Below are 21,088 nucleotides of genomic sequence, written 5' to 3'. Positions count from 1 at the left end.
ATGAGCACGGATGCCGCGTCGCTGGGCTCCCCCGCGGATCGCGCCGAACGACCCCGGCGGTTGCGTCGTGAGGCGTGGGGCTTCGCCGTCGGATCGCTGTGCTTTCTCGTGGGGGCGGTGCCGTTCTATGCGGAATGGGCCGGGGCCGTCGCCACGGGGGTCACGTTCTTCGCGGGGTCGATCTTCTTCACCGTGGCGGCGTTCATCCAGCTGAGCCTCAGCGGGCGGCGGCCACCGCGCTCCGACACGAACCGCGCCGACCGCGCCGACTGGTGGGCCGCCGTCGTGCAGTTCTTCGGCACCCTCTGCTTCAACGTCAGCACCCTCGTCGCGCTGCTCGCGGCGATCGCCGACCCGACCCGCCTCGGCGCGGGCTGGCGGCCCGACGCCTGGGGTTCGATCGCGTTCCTCGTCTCGAGCGCGCTCGCCGTGGTCGCGACGAAGGATCGCGGGCGGCTCTGGGACACCGACGCCCGCACCTGGCACGGCACCTGGCTGAACCTGGTCGGCTCGATCGCCTTCGGTGCCTCGGCGGTCGGCGCCTACGTGGTGCCCGAGACCGGCACCCTGCTGAGCATGTTCTGGGCGAACCTCGGCACCCTGCTCGGTGCGATCTGCTTCCTCGTGGCGGCGCTGCTCTCGCGGCGCACGATCGACGAGGAGGCGTGAGCGCAGCGAGCGGATGCCGCGACCGGGCTTCAGCCGACATCTCGGTGCAGGTACTCCCGAAGCAGCTTCGCGGGAGCCCTCGCCGCCCACGCCTCTGCGACGACCTCGGCGAGGCGCTCCTTCGGGATGCGGTCGAGATGCACGAGCACGGCGGCGTAGCCGTCGAAGTGCGGCGTCGTGAAGAAGACCGACGGGTCCTCGGAGATCAACGCGAACTTCACCGCCTCGTCCTCGGTCCATGCGCCGAGCACCGGCCCGTCCTGGGCGTCGAAGCCGAGCGCATCGAGGTCGGCGCGCCGCAAAGGGCGCTCCCAGACGAAGCCCTTGGCCCGCACCTTCCACTGCGCGCTCCCGCGCGAGACGTGCTCGCTCGTCTCGGGCAGCGCGAGTGCCAACTCGCGCACGTCGTCCCACGTCGCCATGGGCGAAGGCTACGCCCGCGGATGTCGCGACGCAGCAGATCGCGGACCACTGGCCACGGGTGCCCCGGCCGGAGTGCCTGCCGCGGGGTGCTCTGCCCCGGGGGTGCAGGAAGAACGGCGCGGCACGCCGCTTCGGGCGTCGTGGACTGCGGCGTGGCGCACAGGAGTTCCTGCATTCGGGTGCGGCCCGGCCGATGTGGAACCCCGGCCACGGGACATCCGCTCGATCGTCGATTCGGATCGCAACAGGCGCTCTGGTAAGCTGGCTCGTTGGCTGGGTACTTCCACTGCCCAGACCGTCGACAATCCCATCGAACTCCGCGAGAAATCGCGGGCTTCAGCGTGGAGATCGTCAGCAGACAAGAGACCTTGGGAGGGGCATCCGCCCCTCGGTATTGGAGGAAAGACCAATGGCAGCAGTGTGCCAGGTGACTGGAGCCGTTCCCGGCTTCGGGCACAACATCTCGCACTCGCACCGCCGGACGAAGCGCCGCTTCGACCCGAACGTGCAGAAGAAGACCTATTACGTGCCGTCGCTGCGTCGTAGCATCACCATCAACGTGTCCGCCAAGGGCATCAAGGTGATCGACGCCCGTGGCATCGAAGCAGTGGTCAAGGACATGCAGGCACGTGGGGTGAAGCTCTAATGGCGAAGGCACAGGACATCCGGCCGATCATCAAGCTTCGGTCGACGGCAGGCACCGGGTACACCTACGTGACCCGCAAGAACCGCCGCAACAACCCCGACCGTCTCGTGCTCAAGAAGTACGACCCTGTAGTGCGCAAGCACGTCGACTTCCGAGAGGAGCGCTAAGACATGGCGAAGAAGAGCAAGATCGCGCGCAACGAGCAGCGCAAGGTGATCGTCGACCGCTACGCGGCCAAGCGCCTCGAGCTGAAGAAGGCGCTCGTCGACCCCAACGGCACCGACGAGACCCGCGAGGCTGCCCGCGTCGGCCTGCAGAAGCTTCCCCGCAACGCATCGCCGGTTCGCGTGCGTTCGCGTGACGCCATCGACGGTCGCCCCCGCGGCAACCTCTCGAAGTTCGGCATCTCGCGCGTGCGCTTCCGCGACATGGCGCACCGTGGCGAGCTGCCCGGCATCACGAAGTCGTCGTGGTGACACGACGACAGTAGGCACAGCCGAGCAATTCAGCTCGCGCTCCGGCGCGAGCTGGTAGCAGTAGCTTCAGGCTTCACCCGCTTCACGAAAGGGGCGTCCCGGATCATCCGGGACGCCCCTTTCGCCATCCCACCCGCGCCGCGCTCCCGCGCCGCGCCCCGCGCGCATTCCTCCCTTCCCGGGGTGCTTTTGCGCAAGTCGGATGCCCCGAACGCGCCTTCGATTGCGCGAAAGCACCCCCGCAACGTGGCCGACCTGGTGCGACACGCCGAAGAGAAGGCGCGGAAAGGGCCGGAAATCCGCGGGATTCCGCGGATCTCTGTTACATTCGAGGCGGCCTGAAGGCCACGGGGGCGTTCGAATGATCGTTCTCGCTCCAATTCAATTTGCTGTACTTTTCACAGCGGAAGTCCTGAGGAGGACATTCAATGGCTGACACGCTGAACAAGTCCGAGCTCGTCGCGAAGATCGCTTCGTCGACCGGCCAGAGCCAGGCCACCGTCGACGGCGTGCTCAACGGCCTGTTCGAGGCGCTCGCCCAGTCCGTGGGCTCGGGCACCAAGGTCTCCATCCCCGGCTGGCTCGCCGTCGAGCGCACGCACCGCGCTGCGCGCACCGGCCGCAACCCGCAGACCGGCGCCACGATCGAGATCCCGGCCGGCTACTCGGTCAAGGTCTCGGCCGGATCGAAGCTCAAGGCTGCTGCCAAGTAGCAGGGCCGTTCAGAGGGGGCGCGCGGCATGAGCCGTGCGCCCCTTCGCCGTCTGCGAGCGTGCGCGCAGACGACGACGTCTAGGCTGGTTCAGTGCCCCGCTCCGTCCGCGTGCTCGGCCCTGCCGTGCTCATCACCGTCGCGATCGCCGCGACCTTCGCCGCGCTCGCATTCGGGGGCGGCGCCGACGCGCAGCTGATCCAAGATCCGGGGGCGATCACCCGCTACGGCGTGCCGATCGCGAAGCTGCTCACGAACCTCTCGGCCGCCGGCATGATCGGCGCGCTCGTGCTCGCGGTGTGGGCGCTGAGCCCGAAGCGCCGCGAGTTCGACCTCGCCCTCGATGTCGCCGCGGCCTCTGCGGCGGTGATGACGGTCGCGAGTGCGGCGACCGCGTTCTTCACGTTCCTGCTCGTCACGGCCGTGCCGTTCGACCTGAGCGATGACTTCGGGCAGAAGCTCGGCCAGTTCGTCACCACGATCGAACTCGGCCAGGCGTGGCTCGCGACCACCCTCATCGCTGCCGCCGTGACAGTGCTGTGCTTCGCCGTGCGCAACCACACGGCGCTCGTGTTCGTGACCGCGCTCGCGGTCGCCGCGCTCGTGCCCATGGCGCAGCAGGGTCACGCGGCGGGCGCGGCCGGTCACAACGCCGCCATCTCGGCGCTCGGCCTGCACCTCGTGTTCGCGGCGGCCTGGCTGGGCGGGTTGCTCACGATCGTGTTGATGAAGCGCACGCTCGGCGCCGAGCGGCTCGTGGTCGTGCTCACCCGGTACTCGACGGTCGCGCTCGTCTGCTTCATCGTCGTGGCCGTGTCGGGCTATGCGAGCGCGGCGCTGCGCATCGGCACGCTCGACGAACTCGCCACGCCCTACGGCGGCCTCGTCGTCGTCAAGGTGACGGCGCTCATCGCGCTGGGACTGTTCGGTGCGGTGCAGCGTCGGTTCCTGATCGGGCGGATGACCCGTGGTGCGGGCACGGCGGGCGGCGGGGCGTTCTGGTGGCTCGTCGTCGGCGAGCTGGTCTTCATGGGGCTCGCGTCGGGTGTCGCCGCTGCGCTCGCGCGCACCGCGACGCCCGTCGCCGAAGCTGCAGGCTCGCTCGCTCGCACCCCCGCCGAGATCCTCACGGGCGAGCCGCTGCCGCCGTGGCCCGAGTACTTCCGGTTCTTCACCGAGTTCAAGCCCGACCTGCTCTGGGTCGTCGCGTGCGGGTTCGGCATCTTCTTCTACCTCGCGGGCGTGCTGCGGCTGCGCCGGCGCGGCGACCACTGGCCCGTGTACCGCGCGGTGCTGTGGGTCGCCGGCCTGCTGCTGCTGGCCTACGTCACGAGCGGCGGTGTCAACGCATACGAGCAGTACCTCTTCTCGGCGCACATGCTCGGCCACATGGCGCTGACCATGGCGGTGCCGGTGCTGCTCGTACCGGGTGCCCCGGTGACACTCGCGGCACGGGCCATCCGGCCTCGAAAAGACGGCAGTCGCGGCGGCCGTGAGTGGATCCTGCTCGCCGTGCACTCGAAATTCGCCGGTTTCATCGCGAACCCGATCGTCGCGGCAGTGCTGTTCGCCGGCTCGCTGTGGGTGTTCTACTACACGCCGCTGTTCCGGTGGTCGATGCTCGACCACATCGGCCACGAGTGGATGGTCACGCACTTCCTCATCACCGGCTACCTGTTCGTGCAGTCGCTCATCGGCATCGACCCGGTGCCCTACCGCCTGCCGTACCCGTTCCGTTTGCTGCTGCTGCTCGGCACCATGGCGTTCCACGCGTTCTTCGGGCTGGCGATCATGAGCGGCACGGGGCTGTTCCTCGCCGACTGGTACGGCGCGATGGGCTGGGGCACTGACGCGCTTGTCGACCAGCAGCTGGGCGGCGGCATCGCGTGGTCTGTCGGCGAGATCCCGACGGTCGCGCTCGCCATCACCGTCGCGGTTCAGTGGGCGCGCAGCGACGAGAAGGAATCGAAGCGGCTCGACCGGCACGCCGACCGCACGGGCGACGCCGAGCTCGCGGCGTACAACGCCCGCCTCGCCGCGATCGCCGAGCACGACACACGTACTCCGTAGCTCGCCCGTACTCCGTAGCTCGCCCCGCCTGTTCCCCGCCGTCCGGAGAACAGGAAACCGCGCACGCCACGCCGCAGCGGTTCCTGTTCTCGACACGTCGGCGGCGTGTCTTCCTGTTTTCGCGATGGGACGGGACAGGGCGGACGGGACGGGCGGGACGGGCGGGGCTGGGCGGGACAGGTGGAGCGGGCGGATGTCGCTACTTGAGCTGGATCGCGATGGAGCCGTCGGGGTTGATCGTCGCCGCGAGGGCGAGCGTGAACGGCCGGTCCTGCTCGACCGTGTAGAAGTGGCCGTCGAACAGGTCTTGGGCCTCGACCGAGATGTGCGCGACGCCCTCGGTGGGCGGCATGTCGAACGAGCTCTCGCCCGCCGTGAGCGTGACCTGCGGGGAGGTCAGGATGGACCACTGCGGCTCGGCCGTGACCCGGTCGTCGATCTCGATGCCGAACGGGCACCCGGCGGGCTGCAGTACCGGCTGCTCGGCGCACGCGGTGAGGTACTCGTCGACCTTGAGCTGCACGCGCTCGACGAACGCGGGGGTGGGCTGCGCGTCGACCGTGACCGGCACCTGCTCGGCAGCGCCGGCGACCACCGAGACGTGGGCCGCCTCGAGCAGCACGGAGTCGTATTCGAACGTGTAGGCCGCGGGGGCGATGGCGAGGTACGGTGCCGTGTGGCTGAATGCGGTGAGCTCGTCGCCGGTTTTGTTCGCGCGCGTGTCGAGGGTGAGATCGCCCACCGTGAAGAGCGGGTTGTGGGCCGCCGTCACATCGATGACCGCGATGGGGCTGTCGGCGAACTCCCACCGGTGCAACACTCCGTAGAGCGGCTCGAGCGGGCGCACGAGGAAGGTCGACTCGGCGATCTCGTCGCCGAGCCGGTAGCTCGCCGTGACCGAATGGCTGCCGTCGGGATTGGCGACGTCGCTCACGATCGTGATGTCTTCGGGGCCGGCCGAGACGACGCCCGAGCGCAGCATCGCCGTGGAGATGTCGGCGGGCAGGCCGAAGGCCTCGAGCTCGGCGTCGTCGAGGGCGACTCCGGGTGTCGACGCGGCCGCGGCGATGTCGTCGTCGGCGATCGCCTCGAGGTAGCGCTCGACGAAGCTCGAAGAGCCGTAGATGGTGGCGTTCAACCCTCCGAGGGCGGCGAGGAACGTACCGACGACGAGCATCGCGAGGGCAGCCCACCCGATGACGGCCATGGCGGATACCCGACCTCGGCGCACGTCTGAACTCCCCACCCGGCCCAGTCTATGGGTGGGCTCTGCGGCAACCTGAGCATATCCACAGCCCCGATGCCGACCCCGCTGTGCACAGGTGCGGGCGCCGCAGGGAAACACCCGGCGCACGCGGTTACAGTGGGAGCGCGCATGCTCGGGGACCGTGCGGTGCCGACGGCCGGCACCTGCGCGCGGCGACCGGCCGCGACATCCGCTCGCCTCACCGAAAGACTCCCCGTGCAGAACGTGACCCTCACCCGCGAACAGGCCGCGGTGTTCCAGGCGATCGAGGGAACCCGCGAGCACGTGTTCGTCACGGGGCGGGCGGGCACCGGCAAGTCGACGCTGCTGAACCACCTGAACTGGCACACGCAGAAGCAGATCGTGATCTGCGCGCCCACGGGCGTCGCGGCGCTCAACGTGGGCGGGCAGACCATCCACTCGCTGTTCCGGCTGCCGATCGGGGTCATCGCCGACCACGACATCGACCAGAACGACGCGGTGCGCAAGATCTTGAACGCCATGGACACGCTCGTGATCGACGAGGTGTCGATGGTGAACGCCGACCTGATGGACGCGATGGACCGGTCGCTGCGACAGGCCCGCCAGCGCCCGCTCGAGCCGTTCGGCGGCGCCCAGGTCGTGCTCTTCGGCGATCCGTACCAGCTCGCACCGGTGCCCGGCGACGGCGACGAGCGCGCCTACTTCGCCGACACCTATGACTCGATGTGGTTCTTCGACGCGAAGGTGTGGAGCGACGCCGACCTCAAGATCTTCGAGCTCGGCGAGGTGCACCGCCAGCACGACGACGAGTTCAAGCTCATGCTGAACGCCGTGCGGCACGGCAGGGTCACCGCCGAGATCGCCGGCGTGCTCAACGGCGTCGGCGCGCGCCGACCGCTGCCCGAGCACGGGGCCATCACGCTCGCCACGCGCAACGACACCGTCAACCGCATCAATGCCACCCAACTGCATCGGCTGCCGGGCACCTCGCAGGCGAACGAGGCCGAGGTCAACGGCGACTTCGGCGGGCGGGCGTTCCCGGCCGACGAACGGCTCGAGTTGAAGGTCGGCGCGCAGGTGATGTTCCTGCGCAACGACACCGCCATCGGGCACGAGGCCCAGCGCTGGGTGAACGGCACGATCGGCACGATCACGTCGCTGAAGCGCGAGGTGAAGGTCGAGATCGACGGCGACGAGCACGAGGTCGAGCCGGTGACGTGGGAGAAGTTCAAGTACTCGTGGGACCCGGTGCGCAAGAAGCTCGAGCGCGAGATCGTCGCCGAGTTCACCCAGTTCCCGCTGCGGCTCGCGTGGGCCGTCACGATTCACAAGTCGCAGGGCGCGAGCTACGAGACCGCGATCGTCGACCTGGGCTCGCGGGTGTTCAGCCCCGGCCAGACGTACGTCGCGCTGAGCCGCCTCACCGCACTCGACGGGCTCTATCTGTCGCGTCCCCTGCGGCCGAGCGACATCATCGTCGACCGCAATGTCGAGCGGTTCATGTCGGGCGCGATCCGCGAGATCGGGCCTGCTGACGCCTGATCGGGGTACATCGGCGACGTCGGGTTACAATTCGTACGGACACACAGCTGAGGGGGCTTGGTGGGTGACCGGTACAGGGGCAGGCGGCGATGGCGAACAGCCGTCGCCGCGTTCGCAACCGCTGCTGCGCTCACGCTGACCGCCTGCACCGGCGGCGCAGCCGACCCCGGGCAGCAGTTCGATCCCGTCGATGCCGAATTCGACGAGCAGCTCGTGACGTCGCTCGACGCGGTGCTCGACCAGGCGATCGCGCTCAGCGGATCGAGCGGCGGGGTCGCCGGGGTGTGGGCACCTTGGTCAGGATCGTGGTCTGCGGCGTCGGGTGTCGTGGGGTTCGGCGAAGACGCCCGGCCGGTGTCGACCAGCACTCGGTTCCACCTCGGCACCCTCACGGCTGAGCTGACCTGCACGGTTCTGCTGCGTCTCGTCGAGGCCGGCACCGTCGCGCTCGACGACCCGGTGACCGAATACGTCGACCGCGTGGCGGGGCTCGAGGGCATCACGCTCGAGCAGCTGTGTCGTCACACCTCGGGCCTGGCCGACTACTACCCCGGCCTCGAGGCGCACATGATCGCGAACCCCGAGCGCATCTGGTCGCCGAACGAGTTGCTCGCGACCGGCCTCGCGGGCGAACGCATCGGAGCACCGGGCGAGACGTGGTCGTACTCGCGCACGGGCATCCTGCTGCTCGGCATGGCACTCGAAGCGGCCACTGACCGCAGCTGGAACGATCTCGTGGATCAGTACGTGGCCGGGCCGCTCGGCCTCGACGACACAACCCTGCCCGCCCCGACCAGCACCCGCATCGACGGCGTGCTGGGGGCGTATGCGGCGACCATCGGGGCCGACGGCAAGCCCGTCTGCGATGCCATTCTCGACGACTCGGCGCAGTCGAGTTCGACGGGCGGGGTCGCCGCCGGTGCGGTGTCGAGCCTCGACGACGTCTACCGGCTGAGTGAGGCGTTCGCGACGGCGTCGCTGCTGGGCGAGCACCACGCTCGCGCCCAGTGGACGACGACTCCCCTCGGCGGATCCGCACCTCCGTGGCAGTCGTTCGGCATCGGCGGCGCCGAGTACGGGCCGCTGCGCGGCGGGCTCAGCGAGTCGCCCGGCGCATTGACCGCGGCGTTCACCGACCCCGAAACCGGCCTCACGGTCGTGGTGGCACTCAACAACTCCACCTCGGGTGCCGATTTCGTGCGCGAGACCGCGTTCGCCCTCGCGTCGCTCGGCTCGAAGGCCGCGCCCGCCGACGACCGCACGCGGCCGCTCGTCGAGCTGCCGTGGTCGTTCGAGCAGGCGACGGCGAAGATGACCGAGCTCGGCCTGTGCCCCACGGCGCCGGATGCCCCGGAGGAGGCCCCGGCCGAGACGCCGGCGCCGCCCGCCGAGGGCTGACGCGCGCCGCACTGCCGGGCACCACTTCGACCCGGTGTCGCTCTTCCCGTGAGGGCACGATCAGTGGGAACATCACCGTAGACGTTCGTCCAGCGTCGGGGGTGCCGCATGGGGATGCGGCGGATCGGGGTCGCGATGAAGAACTGGCCGGTCATCGCGATCCTCGGCAGCGCCCAGTTCGTGATGGTGCTCGACGGCACGGTGATGAACGTGTCGATCTCGACGGTGGTCGACGATCTCGACACGACGGTCGACGCGATGCAGGCGGCGATCACGTTCTACACCCTCACGATGGCCGCGCTGATGCTGCTCGGCGCGAAGCTCGGCGATGTCTGGGGCCGGCGCCGGGCGTTCGTGATCGGTTCGATCGTGTATGCCGTCGGCTCGCTCACGACGGCACTGAGCCCGAACGTCACGACGCTCTTCATCGGATGGTCGATCATCGAGGGCCTCGGCGCCGTGCTCGTGATCCCCGCGATCGCGGCCCTCATCGCCGACAACTACGAGGGGCACGCACGCGTGGCGGCCTACGCGATCATCGGCGCCGCGTCGGGTGCCGCAGTCGCGGCCGGGCCGCTCATCGGAGGCTTCATGACGACCTACCTGAGCTGGCGGTACGTGTTCGTCGCCGAGGTCGTGATCATGGCGGGCGTCGTGCTGTTCGCCCGCCGCATCGACGATCGCACCGGCGCCACCCCTTCGCGGATCGATGTGCTGAGCGTTCTGCTCTCTGCGGCGGGCCTCGTGTCGGTGGTCTACGGCATGTTGCAGAGCAAGAACTGGGGATGGGTCGTGCCGCTGCATCCGCCGACCATCGGCGGTGTCGAGTTCGCGCCGCTGGGCGTATCTCCGACCACGTGGCTCATCCTCTTGGGGGCCGTGCTGATCTGGGCGTTCGTCGCTCGCCAACGACGTCTCTCGGCAGCCGGCAGGCCGCCGCTGGTCGACATCGGGCTGTTCCGCATCCTGCGCCTGCGCAGCGGGCTCACCGTGTTGCTCGCGCAGTACGCGATGACCGCCGGGCTGTTCTTCATGATGCCGGTCTACCTGCAGATGACGCTCGGACTCGATGCGCTGCAGACCGGTATCCGCATCTTCCCCCTGTCGATCTCCCTGATCCTGTTCTCGATCCTCGGCACCCGGCTCTCGCTCATGTGGTCGCCCCGTCGCATCATCCGCGTCGGGCAGCTGCTGCTGGTGCTCGCCTCGTTCGTACTGCTCGGTGCCGTCGAGATCGAACTGCAGAGCCCGGCGTTCGGCGCGGGAATGTTCATCGCCGGTGCGGCACTCGGACTGCTCGCCTCGCAGATCGGCAACGTCAACATGTCGAGCGTCGGCGAAGCGCAGTCGAGCGAGGTCGGCGGCCTGCAGGGGGTCTTCCAGAACCTCGGCTCGTCGCTCGGCACCGCCCTCATCGGCTCGGTGCTGATCGGCGCGCTCGCCACGTCGTTCGCCGGGCTGGTGGCCACGAGTTCGCTACCAGAAGAGACGCAGGCGGTCGTCGCCGAGGCGACGAGCGGGGGCGTCGACATCGTGCCCGCGGCATCCGTGCCCGAACTCGCCGCCGAGGCCGGCCTCGACGACGCCGAGGCAGCCGAGCTCGAGCGCGTCTACGCCGAATCGCAGATCGAGTCGCTGAGGGTGGCGCTCGTGGCGCTCATCGTCATCTCGCTGGGCTCGCTGCTCTTCTCGCGAGGGATCCCCGGCGAGGTGCTCGGGAGACCCGACGAAGACGAGCCTGCCGCCGACGAGCCCGATGAAGATGAGCCCGCCGCCGACGACGGCGAAATGAAGGGAGCCGTCTCATGAGTGACGCAGCCGACACGAGTGGCCCCGCCGATGCAACCGGCATGCCGGCGCCGACCGACTTCGATGCGCGCGCCGAGCTCGGCCGCGCTGCCCGTCGGCGCACCCCGCGGTCGAACCACGCGGGCTGGTCGCCGCCACCCGACCGCCCCGACCCGGTCACCCTGCTCGAGCAGCAGGCGACGACCCGGGTACCTGAACTCGTGCCGATCCGCTACGCCCGCATGCTCGTGTCACCGTTCACGTTCTACCGCGGCGCCGCGCTGATCATGGCGTCGGACCTCTCGGGCACTCCCGTCTCGGGCATCACCACGCAGATCTGCGGCGACGCGCACCTGTCGAACTTCGGTGTCTTCGGCACCCCCGAACGCCGACTCGTGTTCGACATCAACGACTTCGACGAGACCCTGCCGGGACCGTGGGAGTGGGACGTGAAGCGGCTCGTGGCCAGCTTCGAGATCGCCGGCCGCCACCGCGGCTTCTCAGATGCCGAACGCGACGAGACGAACCGTGCCGTCGTGCGCGGCTACCGGGAGTGGATGCTGCGCGCCGCGGATTCGAAGGTGCTCGACAGCTGGTACGACAGCGTCGACACCGACACGTTCATGCAGACCATCGAGGCCGAGCGCAAGGCCAAGCGCATCGCCGGCAAGCAGTTCAAGCGCACCGACGCCGCGCTGGCCAAGGCCCGCACGCGCGACAGCATGCGCGCCGTCGCGAAGCTCGTCGAGGTCGTCGACGGCAGGTTGCGCATCGCCGCCGATCCGCCGCTCATCATGCCCGTCGAGATGATCGCGCCGGCCGGCCATGCGCCTGAAGACGACCGGGCACTGATGCAGGAGTTGATCAGGTCGTACCAGTCGACGCTTCGACTGCCGCGGCATCCGCTGCGCGAGTTCTCGTACGTGCACATGGCGCGCAAGGTCGTCGGCGTCGGCAGCGTCGGAACCCGCGCGTGGATCGTGCTGATGCGCGGGCGCGATGACGGCGACCTGCTGCTGCTGCAGGCGAAGCAGGCCGAGCAGTCGGTGCTCGAACGATTCCTGCCGCCGAGCGAGTTCGCCGAGCACGGGCAGCGCGTCGTCATGGGGCAGCGGCTCATGCAGGCGGCGAGCGACATCTTCCTGGGGTGGCAACGGGTGACGGGATACGACGGCGTCGACCGGGACTTCTACCTGCGCCAGCTGCACGACTGGAAGGGTTCTGCCGACGTCGAGATCATGGAGCCCGCTGGCGCGAGGCTCTACGCGGGCCTGTGCGGAGGCACGCTCGCCAGGGCGCACGCGCGCTCGGGCGACCGCGTGGCGATCGCCGCCTACCTCGGCCGCAGCGACCGGTTCGATCGCGCGCTCGCCGAGTTCGCCACTGAGTACGCCGACCAGAACGAGCGCGATTACACGGCGTTCGCTGAAGCGGTCGCGTCGGGCCGGCTGGAGGCGGCCGAGTCGGTGTGAACGAGGCGGATGTCGCGACGATTCATTTCGGCCCGGGGCGTTGCCCCTTCGACGCGTCGCTGACGATCGACGCGATGCGCTGCGACTTGGTCTCGTCGCGCGCGGCGAGCGCGATCCACGACAGCGCCGACCTGCGGATCGACGGGGGGTAGGCGTTCCAGTTGGCGCGCGCGGCCGGGTCGACGTCGAGCAGGATCGCGAGCTCGGCGGGCTCGATGAGCCGCTCGGCATCCTCGAACACGTTCCACATGCCGTTGGCCTTGGCCTCGTCGATGGCGGCCCGGCCCGCGGGCTGCATGAGCCCGTCGGCCTCGAGCTGCTCGACGCGCTGCTTGTTCGTCGCCGACCACGGGCTCTTCGGGGTGCGCCGTGTGAACCACATCATGGTGCGCTCGTCGTCGACCGTCTTCGCCTGCCCGTCGACCCAGCCGACGGCGAGCGCCTCGAGCACCTGTTCTTCATAGGTGGGCCGGGGGCGCCCCGTGGTCTTCTTCCACACGACGAGCCAGACCCCCTCACTGGACTCGTGATGCTCGGCGAGCCAGGCGCGCCACTGTGCGCGTGACTCGACGTGGAGACGTTCGGCAGCGTCGCGATCGACCATCCCCGAATGCTACCGGTCGGCGCCGACGGGCACTGCGAGCGCGTTGACGAAGCGGATGAACACCGAGATCCAGCCGAAGATGATGCTGAACGCGATGAGCTCCAGCGCCGTGAGGTTGTAGTAGCCGATCGGTTCGAACAGCAGGAACGATCCGATCAGCACCGCGAACGTGCCGATGCAGAAGATGAAGAAGCGGCGGGGGAGTCCGGCGAGGATGCGCGGCGAGCCGAGCACCATGATCGAGAAGGCGATCGCCATTCCCGTCGCGCACAGGTTGTGCAGCGGCATGCTCACGTTCACGGGAAAAGCGCCGACGCCGGCGAGCATGAGCCCCATGACGATGAAGATCACCGAGATCGTGCGCGGGGCGGTCGGATGCTCCAGCACGCCCCGTTCGACGAGGGTGGTCAGGTCGCGGTTCAGGTAGAGCGCGAACGTCGTGACGAAGAAGCCCGCGACGATGAGCGCGAGATTGAACAGCGACGACGAGAAGTCGCCCGCCGTGCCGAGCTGGCTGAAGTGGTACTCCCACCAGGCGGGATCCTGCGCGGTCGCGATGCTCGTCAGCACGCTGATCGCCATGAACGCCACGAGCATCGACGACAACTTGCGCGTCGTGACGTCGGACACCGACTGGTAGATGAGGTACGCCGTGGCGCCGGCGCACACGGCGACCGCGATCGAGCCGCTGTACACATCGAGCACGAGGCCCTCGAAGCTGCGCTGCAGCAGCACGAAGACGGCCATGGTCAGGATCGCCGCGATCATCGCGTGTACGAGCGCGACCGTCGTCGAGTCGATGACGAACTTCCACGACGCGGTGTGCAGCCGCCACTGTTGCCCCGGGCGATGCCGCGAGCGCCAGTAGCCCGTGTAGCCGGCCGCGATCCCCGCGACGAGCCCGCTGAGGGCGGCGACGGCGCCGACCGACAGGCCGCCCCAGAGCGGCGTGACCTGCCCGGCGAAGATGATCGCGGCGACGACGCCGAAGAGCACGGCGGAGGCGAGACCGGCGACGATCGCCTCGGTCTCGACGCGGAGGCCGTAGGAGCGCGGGTTCACCCCGCCCGACCGGATGCGCGTGGCCGGGCGGGATGCCGGTGGTTGATCTGCGGCGAGCATGATCAGTGATCGTCGAGCGGATGTCCCGGTCAGATGCGGCGCCGTCGGCCCGGTGTGACGGCGGCGCCGACCACGGCGGCCCTCGCGACCGGCGATGGACCGGGAGTGACCGCCGCTCCGACCACGGCGGCCCTGGCGACCGGTGACGGACCCGGCGTCACTGCGGCCCCGATGACCGCGGCCCTGGCCACGGGTGCGCCGACGACGCCGACCCGCCCCATTCGTGCTGCCCTGAGTGGCATGTCATGCTCCTGTCGTGTCGAGCGCATCGGCCTCGAGCGAGGCGATGATCGCCTGGGTGGGGATTCGGCCGTTGGCGATGAGCTGGCCGCCGGCGCGGCGTGCGGCCGACCCGAACGGTGCCGCCCAGAGATTCTCGTAGACGAGTACGCCGGCCACGCTGCCCGGCTGCATCGCGACCGAGAGATTCGCGACGTCTTCGGCGGCGAGCAGTTCGGCGAGCTCGGACTCGAGCTCGACCAGCGGGCCGAGTTCGCCGAGGTCCTCGAGCTCCATGGCGTCGACGCCGCCGTCGTCGTCTTTCGTCAGGATGATGAGGTCGATCACGCGGATCGTACCGGCGTCGACGAGCCGCACGAGCTCTTCGGCGATCTCGCCGGTGAAGTTCGCCTGCCCTGCCGGGAATTCGAGAACGAGGAAGTCCACCGGCCCCATCTCGTCAAGTGTGCGTTCGGCCATCTCGATTCCTCTCGTCGATACACCGCACGATGCCCCGCGCCGCCCTGGGCCGCATCACGCTGATCGCGTGATTGCGATTTGCCGCAGCCGCGACGGGGTGCAGCAGGTGAACGTCGACCTGGTTGCCGGCGGGGTGTCGCGGGTCACCGTGGCCAGCGCCACCGCGCTCGAGCACACCGCGGTCGTCGCGGCGATCGACGAGGCCGGCTACCGGCTGGCAGACCTGCCGCGATGACCGCCCAGCAGGTCGAACCGCTCGTCGGCGGCATGACCTGCGCATCATGCGCCACCCGCATCGAGAAGTAGCTCGACCGTATGCCCGGTGTCGAGGCATCCGTCGTGCTTGCTCGTCTGCACAGGTGAAGCAGATGCTGGAGCCGAGAGCAGCCGCCTGGGGTCCGAAATGCCGCGCCTTCGATCTGAACCTGGCCACGATTCCACCCGGATGGGGTGTCCGACGGCAGGCCCATCACCCTAGGGTGAGAGTCGTCAGGGAACTGACGGCTACGGAGGGGGTCCGTTGTGCAGCTCGGGATGATCGGACTGGGGCGGATGGGGGCGAACCTCGTTCGCCGTCTGATGCGCGAAGGCCACGAATGCGTCGTCTACGACGTCGCAGCTGAGGCGATCGAGCAACTGGCAGGCGAGGGCGCGATCCCGGCCGCGTCGCTGGCCGAGCTTGTCGCGAAGCTCGATCCGCCCCGAGCGGCGTGGATCATGGTGCCTGCGGGCTACGTGCATGGCGTCGTCGACGAACTCGCCGGGCTGATGGAATCCGGCGACGCGATCATCGACGGCGGCAACAGCTACTACCGCGACGACATCGACCGTGCAGTGGCGCTGAAACCTCGTGGCATCGACTACCTCGACGTCGGCACGAGCGGCGGCGTCTTCGGCCTCGATCGTGGCTTCTGCCTGATGATCGGCGGCCCCGACGACGCGGTCGCGCGACTCGACCCCATCTTCGCCACGATCGCCCCAGGGGTCGAGGCGGCCGAGCGGACGCCCGGCAGGACGGGCGACCCGACGCCGGCCGAGCAGGGCTACCTGCACTGCGGGCCGACGGGCGCCGGGCATTTCGTGAAGATGGTGCACAACGGCATCGAGTACGGCATGATGGCCTCGTTCGCCGAGGGCCTGAACGTCATCGCGAACGCCGACATCGGCACCCGCGAGCACGACATCGATGCCGAGACTGCGCCGCTGCGTGACCCGCAGTACTACCCCTTCGACATCGACGTTCGCGACGTCGCCGAGGTGTGGCGGCGCGGCTCGGTGATCTCCTCGTGGCTGCTCGACCTCACCGCGTCGGCCCTGCAGGCCTCGCCGAAGCTCGAGGAGTTCGGCGGTCGCGTCTCGGACTCGGGCGAAGGGCGCTGGACCCAGCACGCGGCCATCGACGAGGGCGTGCCGGCGCCGGTGCTCGCCACGGCCCTGTACGAGCGGTTCTCGTCACGCGACGGCGACGAGTTCGCCAACAAGATCCTCTCGGCGATGCGCAAGCAGTTCGGCGGCCACGACGAGAAGCCGGCAGGGGGCGCGTCGTGAGTGCCGCCGCCGCCTCTGCCGCCGCCGCCTCTGCCGCCCCCACAGCCGCCGCGAGCATCGCTTCGTTCCTGCCGGCGGCCGGCGCCGACGATCCCAAGGTCGAGATCCCCGACCCGCACGTCGTCGTGCTGTTCGGCGCCTCGGGCGACCTCTCGGCCCGCAAACTGCTGCCGGGGTTCTACCACCTCGAGCGCGCCGGGTTGCTGCCCGCCGCCTACCGGATCGTCGGCACGGCGACCGACGAGCTCGACGACGAGAGCTTCGCCGAGCACGCGCGCCAGGCGGTCGAGGAGTTCGGCCGCACCGAGGTCGACGCGCACGTCTGGGATCGGTTCGCCGCCCGCCTCTCGTATGTGCCGACGACCGCCGGGCCCGCGGCACTCGGTGCAGCTGTCTCGAAGGCTCGCGAAGAGCTCGGCGAATGCCGGCTGCTGCACTATCTCGCGGTGCCGCCGGCCGCGTTCGGGTCGATCATCGCCACGCTCGTCGAGCTCGGGCTGAACGGCGACGACGCCCGCGTCATCCTCGAGAAGCCGTTCGGGCACGACTACGACTCGGCGGTCGCGCTCAACCGCACCCTCGAGCAGGCGTTCGACGACGCGCAGATCTTTCGCATTGACCACTTCCTCGGCAAAGAGGCGGTGCAGAACATCCTCGCGCTGCGCTTCGCCAACGGCCTGTACGAACCGCTCTGGAATCGCACCAACATCGAGTTCGTGCAGATCGACGTCCCCGAGACGCTGTCGATCGGCGATCGCGCGGGCTTCTACGAGGGCACCGGCGCGTACCGCGACATGGTCGTCACCCACCTGCTGCAGCTGCTGAGCTACATCGCGATGGAGCCGCCCGTCGAGCTGTCGGCGAAGGCGCTGCGCGACGAGAAGACGAAGGTGATGCAGTCGATGCGCATGATCGACCCCGCCAAGGTCGTGCGCGGTCAGTACGAGGGCTATCTCGACGAAGACGGGGTGGCGCCCGACTCAGGCACCGAGACGTTCATCGCGATGGAGGTGCAGATCGACAACTGGCGTTGGGCGGGGGTGCCGATCCACCTGCGCACCGGCAAGTGCATGGCCGAATCGCGCCGCACGGTCGTCCTCGACTTCCACGAGCCGCCGATGCGGATGTTCCCTGACGAGGCCCAGCATCAGGGCGCCAACCAGCTCGTCTTCGATCTCAGCGAACCGGGTTCGATCACCGCCGACTTCCAGGCGAAGGTGCCCGGCCCGACGATGCGGCTCGGCCCGGCCCGCATGATCTTCCGCTACGAGCAGTCCTTCGAGACCGACAATCAGCTCATGGCGTACGAGCGGCTGATCCACGATGCGATGCTCGGCGACGCGACACTGTTCACGGGCGCCGAGGGCATCGAGCGACTCTGGGCGATCAGTGCCGATGTGCTCGCCGACCCCGGCCCGCTGCATCCGTACCCGAAGGGAAGTTGGGGGCCAGAGGCGGCACAGCACCTGGTCGCGCCGTTCTCGTGGCGGTTGCCCGAGGCCGACTCGACCCGTTGATCGCTGGGTGGTTCGGGCGACTTCGGATGCCGCGGGCGGGGCGATCGGGCCGAGGTCAGCCCCGCTCACGGATGAACTCGGGCAGTTGCCACGTCATGTCGAACCACGGCTCGAGCGGGCCGTACAGGCGCAGCAGCGGCCACCACGACTTGCCCGGAAGCGTCGGGATCCAGTTGGACTCCTTGCCCTCCGGGGCGATCGGGGCGAACCACAGCACATACGAACCATCGGCTTCGGCCTGGAGGCCCTCGCCGAGGCTCGACAGCGCCGGGTACGGCGCCGACTGCAGCAGCGATCGGGTCTGCGTGTCGTAGATGTCGATCGCCCAGAAGTTCTTCGCCGGCGGGTTCGGGGGGATCCGCAGCGAGTAGGTGGCGGCCCCGTCGAGCAGGGCGCCGTCGGCGTCTTCTGCCGTGTAGATGTAGGCGGAGCCGGCACCGACCTGCGCGTGCGCCATCGCCGGGGTGATCACCGTCGCCGCGTAGTGGAAGAGGGTGCGTGCGTCGAGGTTGCGCGCGCCGTCGTGCAGGAACTCGTAGTTGCCGCCGACGAAGCCCTCCTTCCATGACGACCCCTCCCAGCGGAACGACTCGGCGTTGCGCGACCGGTACAGGGTGGCCCGCGCCATCGCCGCGCCGATGCGAGCCGCGTCATCGAGGATGCCGCGCAGGCGCTCGTCGGGCGCGAAGGGCTTGCCATGCACGATGCCGAGCGCGCGCAGTGTGCCCGCCCGCTCGGGGTCGAGCGCGGCCGGGGGTTCTTCTGCGACCAGTTCGGCGATCTCTTCGAAGAACGAGAAGTCATTCGAGTGGATGGTGTTGAACACCTGGTCGGCGATGTTCACGAACGTGTTCTCGGGCGGGGCGTCGGCGTCGCTCAGCCGGTAGATGCGGGACTGCTTGATCGCGGGTACGCCGCCGAGGGCGCGGATCACGACGAAGTTCGTGAATGTCGCACTCTCGAAGGTGTAGTATCCGTCGGGGCGCTCGCCGTCGTACCCCGGCGGCAGGAAGAGGTACTTGCCGCCGACGCCCTTGTCGGGACCCGCGATGCCCATGTCGGCGACGTAGCGGAACCAGAAGTCGTCGACGACGCCGAGCGCCTGCGGGGGCGCCTCGATGACCGTCGGGCCCCAGGCCTTCAGATCGAGGAACGCGACTCCGTAGGTGGTCTCGGTGTTCGGCGTGAGCCAGAGGGCACCGGAGTTGGCCTTCGGATCGGTGTAGGCGATCTTGTCAGGCGAGTCGACGCCGGCGGTGCGCAGCCCGGCGCGCATCGCGACGAGCGACGCACCCGGAACCAGGTTCAGGAACGCGGTGATGCCGCGAACGAGGTCGAGGCCATCGAAGATCGTCTGCACCGACTCGGGCTTCGGAACCCCGTCGAAGAACTCGAACTCGCCGAACGGCGTCGACAACCGGTCGGGTGTCGAGAGGTGAGCCACCTCCTCGGCCAGCTGCTCGTTGGTCAGTCCTGACTCGGTGGTGCCTTCGGTACGCACGATGATCCCCCTGATTGGTCGGTACCCACGTGAGTGTGCCAGTGACGCTGGAAGGCGGCGTCACGCAGACTGCACGAAAGTCTCGTCGGCGATCGTGGCTCTTGGCAGAGAAGCGGCGAGCGTGTAATCTTTGTTTCACCAACGCCACATCGAGCACAATGCGCACGGTTTGGTTCACGTCCCTCGGGGGTCAAGGCAGACGCCCGCACGAAAGGTTCGACGAAATGACTTCAACGACGAAGCAGGGCGAGGCCGTGCCCGATTCCCGGTCGACGCCGCGCAAGACCCTCAGGCTGTGGGAGGTCGTGGCGATCTCGGTCGGCTTCATGGGCCCCGTGATGGCGATGTCGCTCAACGGCATCGGTGTCGCCGGGCTCGTCGGTCCATCCGTTCCGTTCACGTTCGTCGTGTCGTTCATCGGCACGATGCTCGTCGCGTACGCGTTCATTCGCCTCACGCGGTACATCACCCACGCGGGCTCGGTCTACGCGCTCGCAGGCTCGACGCTCGGTCCGCGGGCCGGATTCTTCGGCGGGTTCGCACTGCTGGGCACCTACCTGTTCTTCGCCGTGTGCATCGCGGGCGCGTGCGCGGTGTTCTTCGAGGCGATGATGGCCGAGCTCGGGGTCGCATTGCCGTCATGGACCTGGGTGCTCGTGCCCGTGGTGGTCGCGATCTTCGTGCTGCTGCTCAACGTGCGCGAATCCACCGTCACCGCCCGAACGCTGCTGGGCATCGGCTTCGTCGGCATCGCCGCCATGGTCGTGCTCTCGGTCGTGATCATCGCGCGAGTGGCGGCGGGCGACGCGCCCGTCTCGACGGGCGTCGACTTCGCGGTCCTGCTCCCCGGCGATGCGCCGATCAGCGCGGTCATGACGGCGGCCGTGTTCGGGTTCCTGTCGTGGGCAGGATTCGAGTCGGGGACCTCGCTCGGCGAGGAGACGCGCAACCCGAAGCGCGTCGTGCCCATCGCCCTGCTGCTGGCTGTCGTGCTCGCGGGTGTCATCTACATCCTCGTGATGTTCGCACAGACCATCGGCTTCGGTACCGACGAGGCGGGTGTCGCGGCATTCGCCGGCGCCTCCTCGACGCTCACGACGCTCGCATCGACGTACATCGGCCAGTGGTTCGCGGTGCTGATCTCGATCTTCGCGTTCCTCGTGGCCTTCGCCTCCCTGCTGAGCTCGACCGCAGCGGCCGCACGACTGCTGTTCGCGCTCTCGCGCGACGGGTTCGGACCCAAGACGTTCGCCGCCACGAGCCCGAAGACGGGGGTGCCGGTGCACAGCACGGTCTTCGTCGTCGTGCTGACCGTCGTGCTGGCCGTCGGCTTCGGTCTCTTCGGAGCGACGAGTGTCGACGTGTACTACTGGTTCGCGACGATCGCGACACTGTGCATGGTCGTCGCCTACGGCATGACCTCGGTGGGGGTCATCCGCCACGCCTTCAAGCGGGGTTCGAAGATCCCGAAGTGGGAGGTCGTCATCCCCGTGCTCGGCCTTGCCTTCCTCGCCTACGTGTACTTCATCCAGATCGCCGGACAGTCGCCGCCGTACACGTACTTTCCCTGGATCGCAGGCGCATGGTGCATCATCGGCCTCGTGATCGTGCTCGTGAAACCTGCGCTCGCCGATCGCATCGGCTCGCGCCTCACCATGGAAGACCTGGACTGA

The 21,088-nt window shown here is 68.9% G+C and carries 21 protein-coding genes; 14 read left to right on the top strand and 7 right to left on the bottom strand.

Going from position 1 to position 21,088, the window contains the following annotated elements; all coding sequences use genetic code 11:
* The gene (locus ABD164_RS02005) at positions 1 to 669 is read left to right on the top strand and encodes a hypothetical protein (RefSeq protein ID WP_344292877.1); all 669 of its coding nucleotides are present in this window, start codon (positions 1 to 3) and stop codon (positions 667 to 669) included.
* 29 nt (positions 670 to 698) lie between these two features.
* On the opposite strand, the gene ABD164_RS02000 is transcribed toward ABD164_RS02005, so the two are convergent.
* Positions 699 to 1,091 (bottom strand): MmcQ/YjbR family DNA-binding protein, encoded by a 393-nt coding sequence (locus ABD164_RS02000; protein WP_344292875.1) that lies wholly within the window; start codon positions 1,089 to 1,091, stop codon positions 699 to 701.
* Positions 1,092 to 1,501: 410 nt separating this feature from the next.
* On the opposite strand from ABD164_RS02000, the gene rpmB reads away from it, so the two are divergent.
* The 5 genes from rpmB to ABD164_RS01975 all read left to right on the top strand — a co-directional run bounded on the left by rpmB (position 1,502) and on the right by ABD164_RS01975 (position 4,996).
* Complete coding sequence (rpmB, locus tag ABD164_RS01995; RefSeq protein ID WP_232497630.1) at positions 1,502 to 1,738, top strand: 50S ribosomal protein L28; 237 nt, start codon at positions 1,502 to 1,504, stop codon at positions 1,736 to 1,738.
* Positions 1,738 to 1,905 (top strand): 50S ribosomal protein L33, encoded by a 168-nt coding sequence (gene rpmG / locus ABD164_RS01990; RefSeq protein WP_022892462.1) that lies wholly within the window; start codon positions 1,738 to 1,740, stop codon positions 1,903 to 1,905. Before rpmB ends, rpmG begins: the two co-directional genes overlap by 1 nt.
* A 3-nt stretch (positions 1,906 to 1,908) precedes the next feature.
* Complete coding sequence (gene rpsN, locus ABD164_RS01985) at positions 1,909 to 2,214, top strand: 30S ribosomal protein S14 (RefSeq protein WP_344292873.1); 306 nt, start codon at positions 1,909 to 1,911, stop codon at positions 2,212 to 2,214.
* A gap of 428 nt (positions 2,215 to 2,642) precedes the next feature.
* Positions 2,643 to 2,927 (top strand): HU family DNA-binding protein, encoded by a 285-nt coding sequence (locus tag ABD164_RS01980; RefSeq protein ID WP_344292870.1) that lies wholly within the window; start codon positions 2,643 to 2,645, stop codon positions 2,925 to 2,927.
* A gap of 92 nt (positions 2,928 to 3,019) precedes the next feature.
* Positions 3,020 to 4,996, top strand: a complete 1,977-nt coding sequence (locus tag ABD164_RS01975) for a bifunctional copper resistance protein CopD/cytochrome c oxidase assembly protein (protein WP_344292868.1) — start codon at positions 3,020 to 3,022, stop codon at positions 4,994 to 4,996.
* Between the two features lie 199 nt (positions 4,997 to 5,195).
* Here the strand turns inward: ABD164_RS01975 and ABD164_RS01970 are convergent, their stop codons facing one another.
* Positions 5,196 to 6,242 carry a hypothetical protein gene (locus ABD164_RS01970; RefSeq protein WP_344292866.1) on the bottom strand — a complete coding sequence of 349 codons (1,047 nt, stop codon included), beginning with the start codon at positions 6,240 to 6,242 and terminating at the stop codon, positions 5,196 to 5,198.
* A gap of 216 nt (positions 6,243 to 6,458) precedes the next feature.
* On the opposite strand from ABD164_RS01970, the gene ABD164_RS01965 reads away from it, so the two are divergent.
* The 4 genes from ABD164_RS01965 to ABD164_RS01950 all read left to right on the top strand — a co-directional run bounded on the left by ABD164_RS01965 (position 6,459) and on the right by ABD164_RS01950 (position 12,424).
* Positions 6,459 to 7,766 carry an ATP-dependent DNA helicase gene (locus ABD164_RS01965; RefSeq protein ID WP_344293374.1) on the top strand — a complete coding sequence of 436 codons (1,308 nt, stop codon included), beginning with the start codon at positions 6,459 to 6,461 and terminating at the stop codon, positions 7,764 to 7,766.
* Positions 7,767 to 7,826: 60 nt separating this feature from the next.
* A complete protein-coding gene (locus tag ABD164_RS01960; protein ID WP_344292864.1) occupies positions 7,827 to 9,164 on the top strand; it encodes a serine hydrolase domain-containing protein in 1,338 nt (445 codons plus the stop codon).
* Between the two features lie 135 nt (positions 9,165 to 9,299).
* Complete coding sequence (locus tag ABD164_RS01955) at positions 9,300 to 10,973, top strand: MFS transporter (RefSeq protein ID WP_344292862.1); 1,674 nt, start codon at positions 9,300 to 9,302, stop codon at positions 10,971 to 10,973.
* Entirely contained in the window at positions 10,970 to 12,424 is a 1,455-nt protein-coding gene (locus ABD164_RS01950) for a DUF2252 domain-containing protein (RefSeq protein ID WP_344292860.1), read from the top strand. Before ABD164_RS01955 ends, ABD164_RS01950 begins: the two co-directional genes overlap by 4 nt.
* A 22-nt stretch (positions 12,425 to 12,446) precedes the next feature.
* On the opposite strand, the gene ABD164_RS01945 is transcribed toward ABD164_RS01950, so the two are convergent.
* Genes ABD164_RS01945 through ABD164_RS01930 form a run of 4 tightly spaced genes read right to left on the bottom strand, consistent with a single transcriptional unit; the run spans position 12,447 to position 14,849 of the window.
* The gene (locus tag ABD164_RS01945) at positions 12,447 to 13,028 is read right to left on the bottom strand and encodes a YdeI/OmpD-associated family protein (protein WP_344292858.1); all 582 of its coding nucleotides are present in this window, start codon (positions 13,026 to 13,028) and stop codon (positions 12,447 to 12,449) included.
* Positions 13,029 to 13,037: 9 nt separating this feature from the next.
* The gene (locus ABD164_RS01940) at positions 13,038 to 14,150 is read right to left on the bottom strand and encodes a DUF998 domain-containing protein (protein ID WP_344292856.1); all 1,113 of its coding nucleotides are present in this window, start codon (positions 14,148 to 14,150) and stop codon (positions 13,038 to 13,040) included.
* Positions 14,151 to 14,179: 29 nt separating this feature from the next.
* A complete protein-coding gene (locus ABD164_RS01935) occupies positions 14,180 to 14,392 on the bottom strand; it encodes a hypothetical protein (protein ID WP_344292854.1) in 213 nt (70 codons plus the stop codon).
* Between the two features lies 1 nt (position 14,393).
* A complete protein-coding gene (locus tag ABD164_RS01930; RefSeq protein ID WP_344292852.1) occupies positions 14,394 to 14,849 on the bottom strand; it encodes a DUF6325 family protein in 456 nt (151 codons plus the stop codon).
* Positions 14,850 to 14,916: 67 nt separating this feature from the next.
* On the opposite strand from ABD164_RS01930, the gene ABD164_RS01925 reads away from it, so the two are divergent.
* From ABD164_RS01925 to zwf, 3 genes are all read left to right on the top strand, one after another.
* Positions 14,917 to 15,084 (top strand): hypothetical protein, encoded by a 168-nt coding sequence (locus ABD164_RS01925; RefSeq protein ID WP_344292850.1) that lies wholly within the window; start codon positions 14,917 to 14,919, stop codon positions 15,082 to 15,084.
* A 299-nt stretch (positions 15,085 to 15,383) separates the two neighbouring features.
* Positions 15,384 to 16,397: a phosphogluconate dehydrogenase (NAD(+)-dependent, decarboxylating) gene (gene gnd / locus ABD164_RS01920; protein WP_344293372.1), complete on the top strand. Its 1,014-nt coding sequence runs from the start codon at positions 15,384 to 15,386 to the stop codon at positions 16,395 to 16,397.
* Positions 16,394 to 17,914, top strand: coding sequence for a glucose-6-phosphate dehydrogenase (zwf, locus tag ABD164_RS01915; RefSeq protein WP_344292848.1), 1,521 nt, complete (start codon positions 16,394 to 16,396; stop codon positions 17,912 to 17,914). The genes gnd and zwf overlap by 4 nt, the downstream gene beginning before the upstream one ends.
* 55 nt (positions 17,915 to 17,969) lie before the next feature.
* Here zwf and ABD164_RS01910 read toward each other — a convergent pair whose 3' ends face one another.
* Positions 17,970 to 19,415, bottom strand: coding sequence for a DUF1254 domain-containing protein (locus ABD164_RS01910; RefSeq protein WP_344292846.1), 1,446 nt, complete (start codon positions 19,413 to 19,415; stop codon positions 17,970 to 17,972).
* A gap of 224 nt (positions 19,416 to 19,639) precedes the next feature.
* Here ABD164_RS01910 and ABD164_RS01905 point away from each other — a divergent pair, with 224 nt between their 5' ends.
* Positions 19,640 to 21,088: an APC family permease gene (locus tag ABD164_RS01905; RefSeq protein ID WP_344292844.1), complete on the top strand. Its 1,449-nt coding sequence runs from the start codon at positions 19,640 to 19,642 to the stop codon at positions 21,086 to 21,088.

The organism is Agromyces neolithicus (genome assembly GCF_039529735.1).
Classification (GTDB): Bacteria; Actinomycetota; Actinomycetes; order Actinomycetales; family Microbacteriaceae; genus Agromyces; species Agromyces neolithicus.
This window is presented reverse-complemented; position numbering and strand designations above follow the sequence as displayed.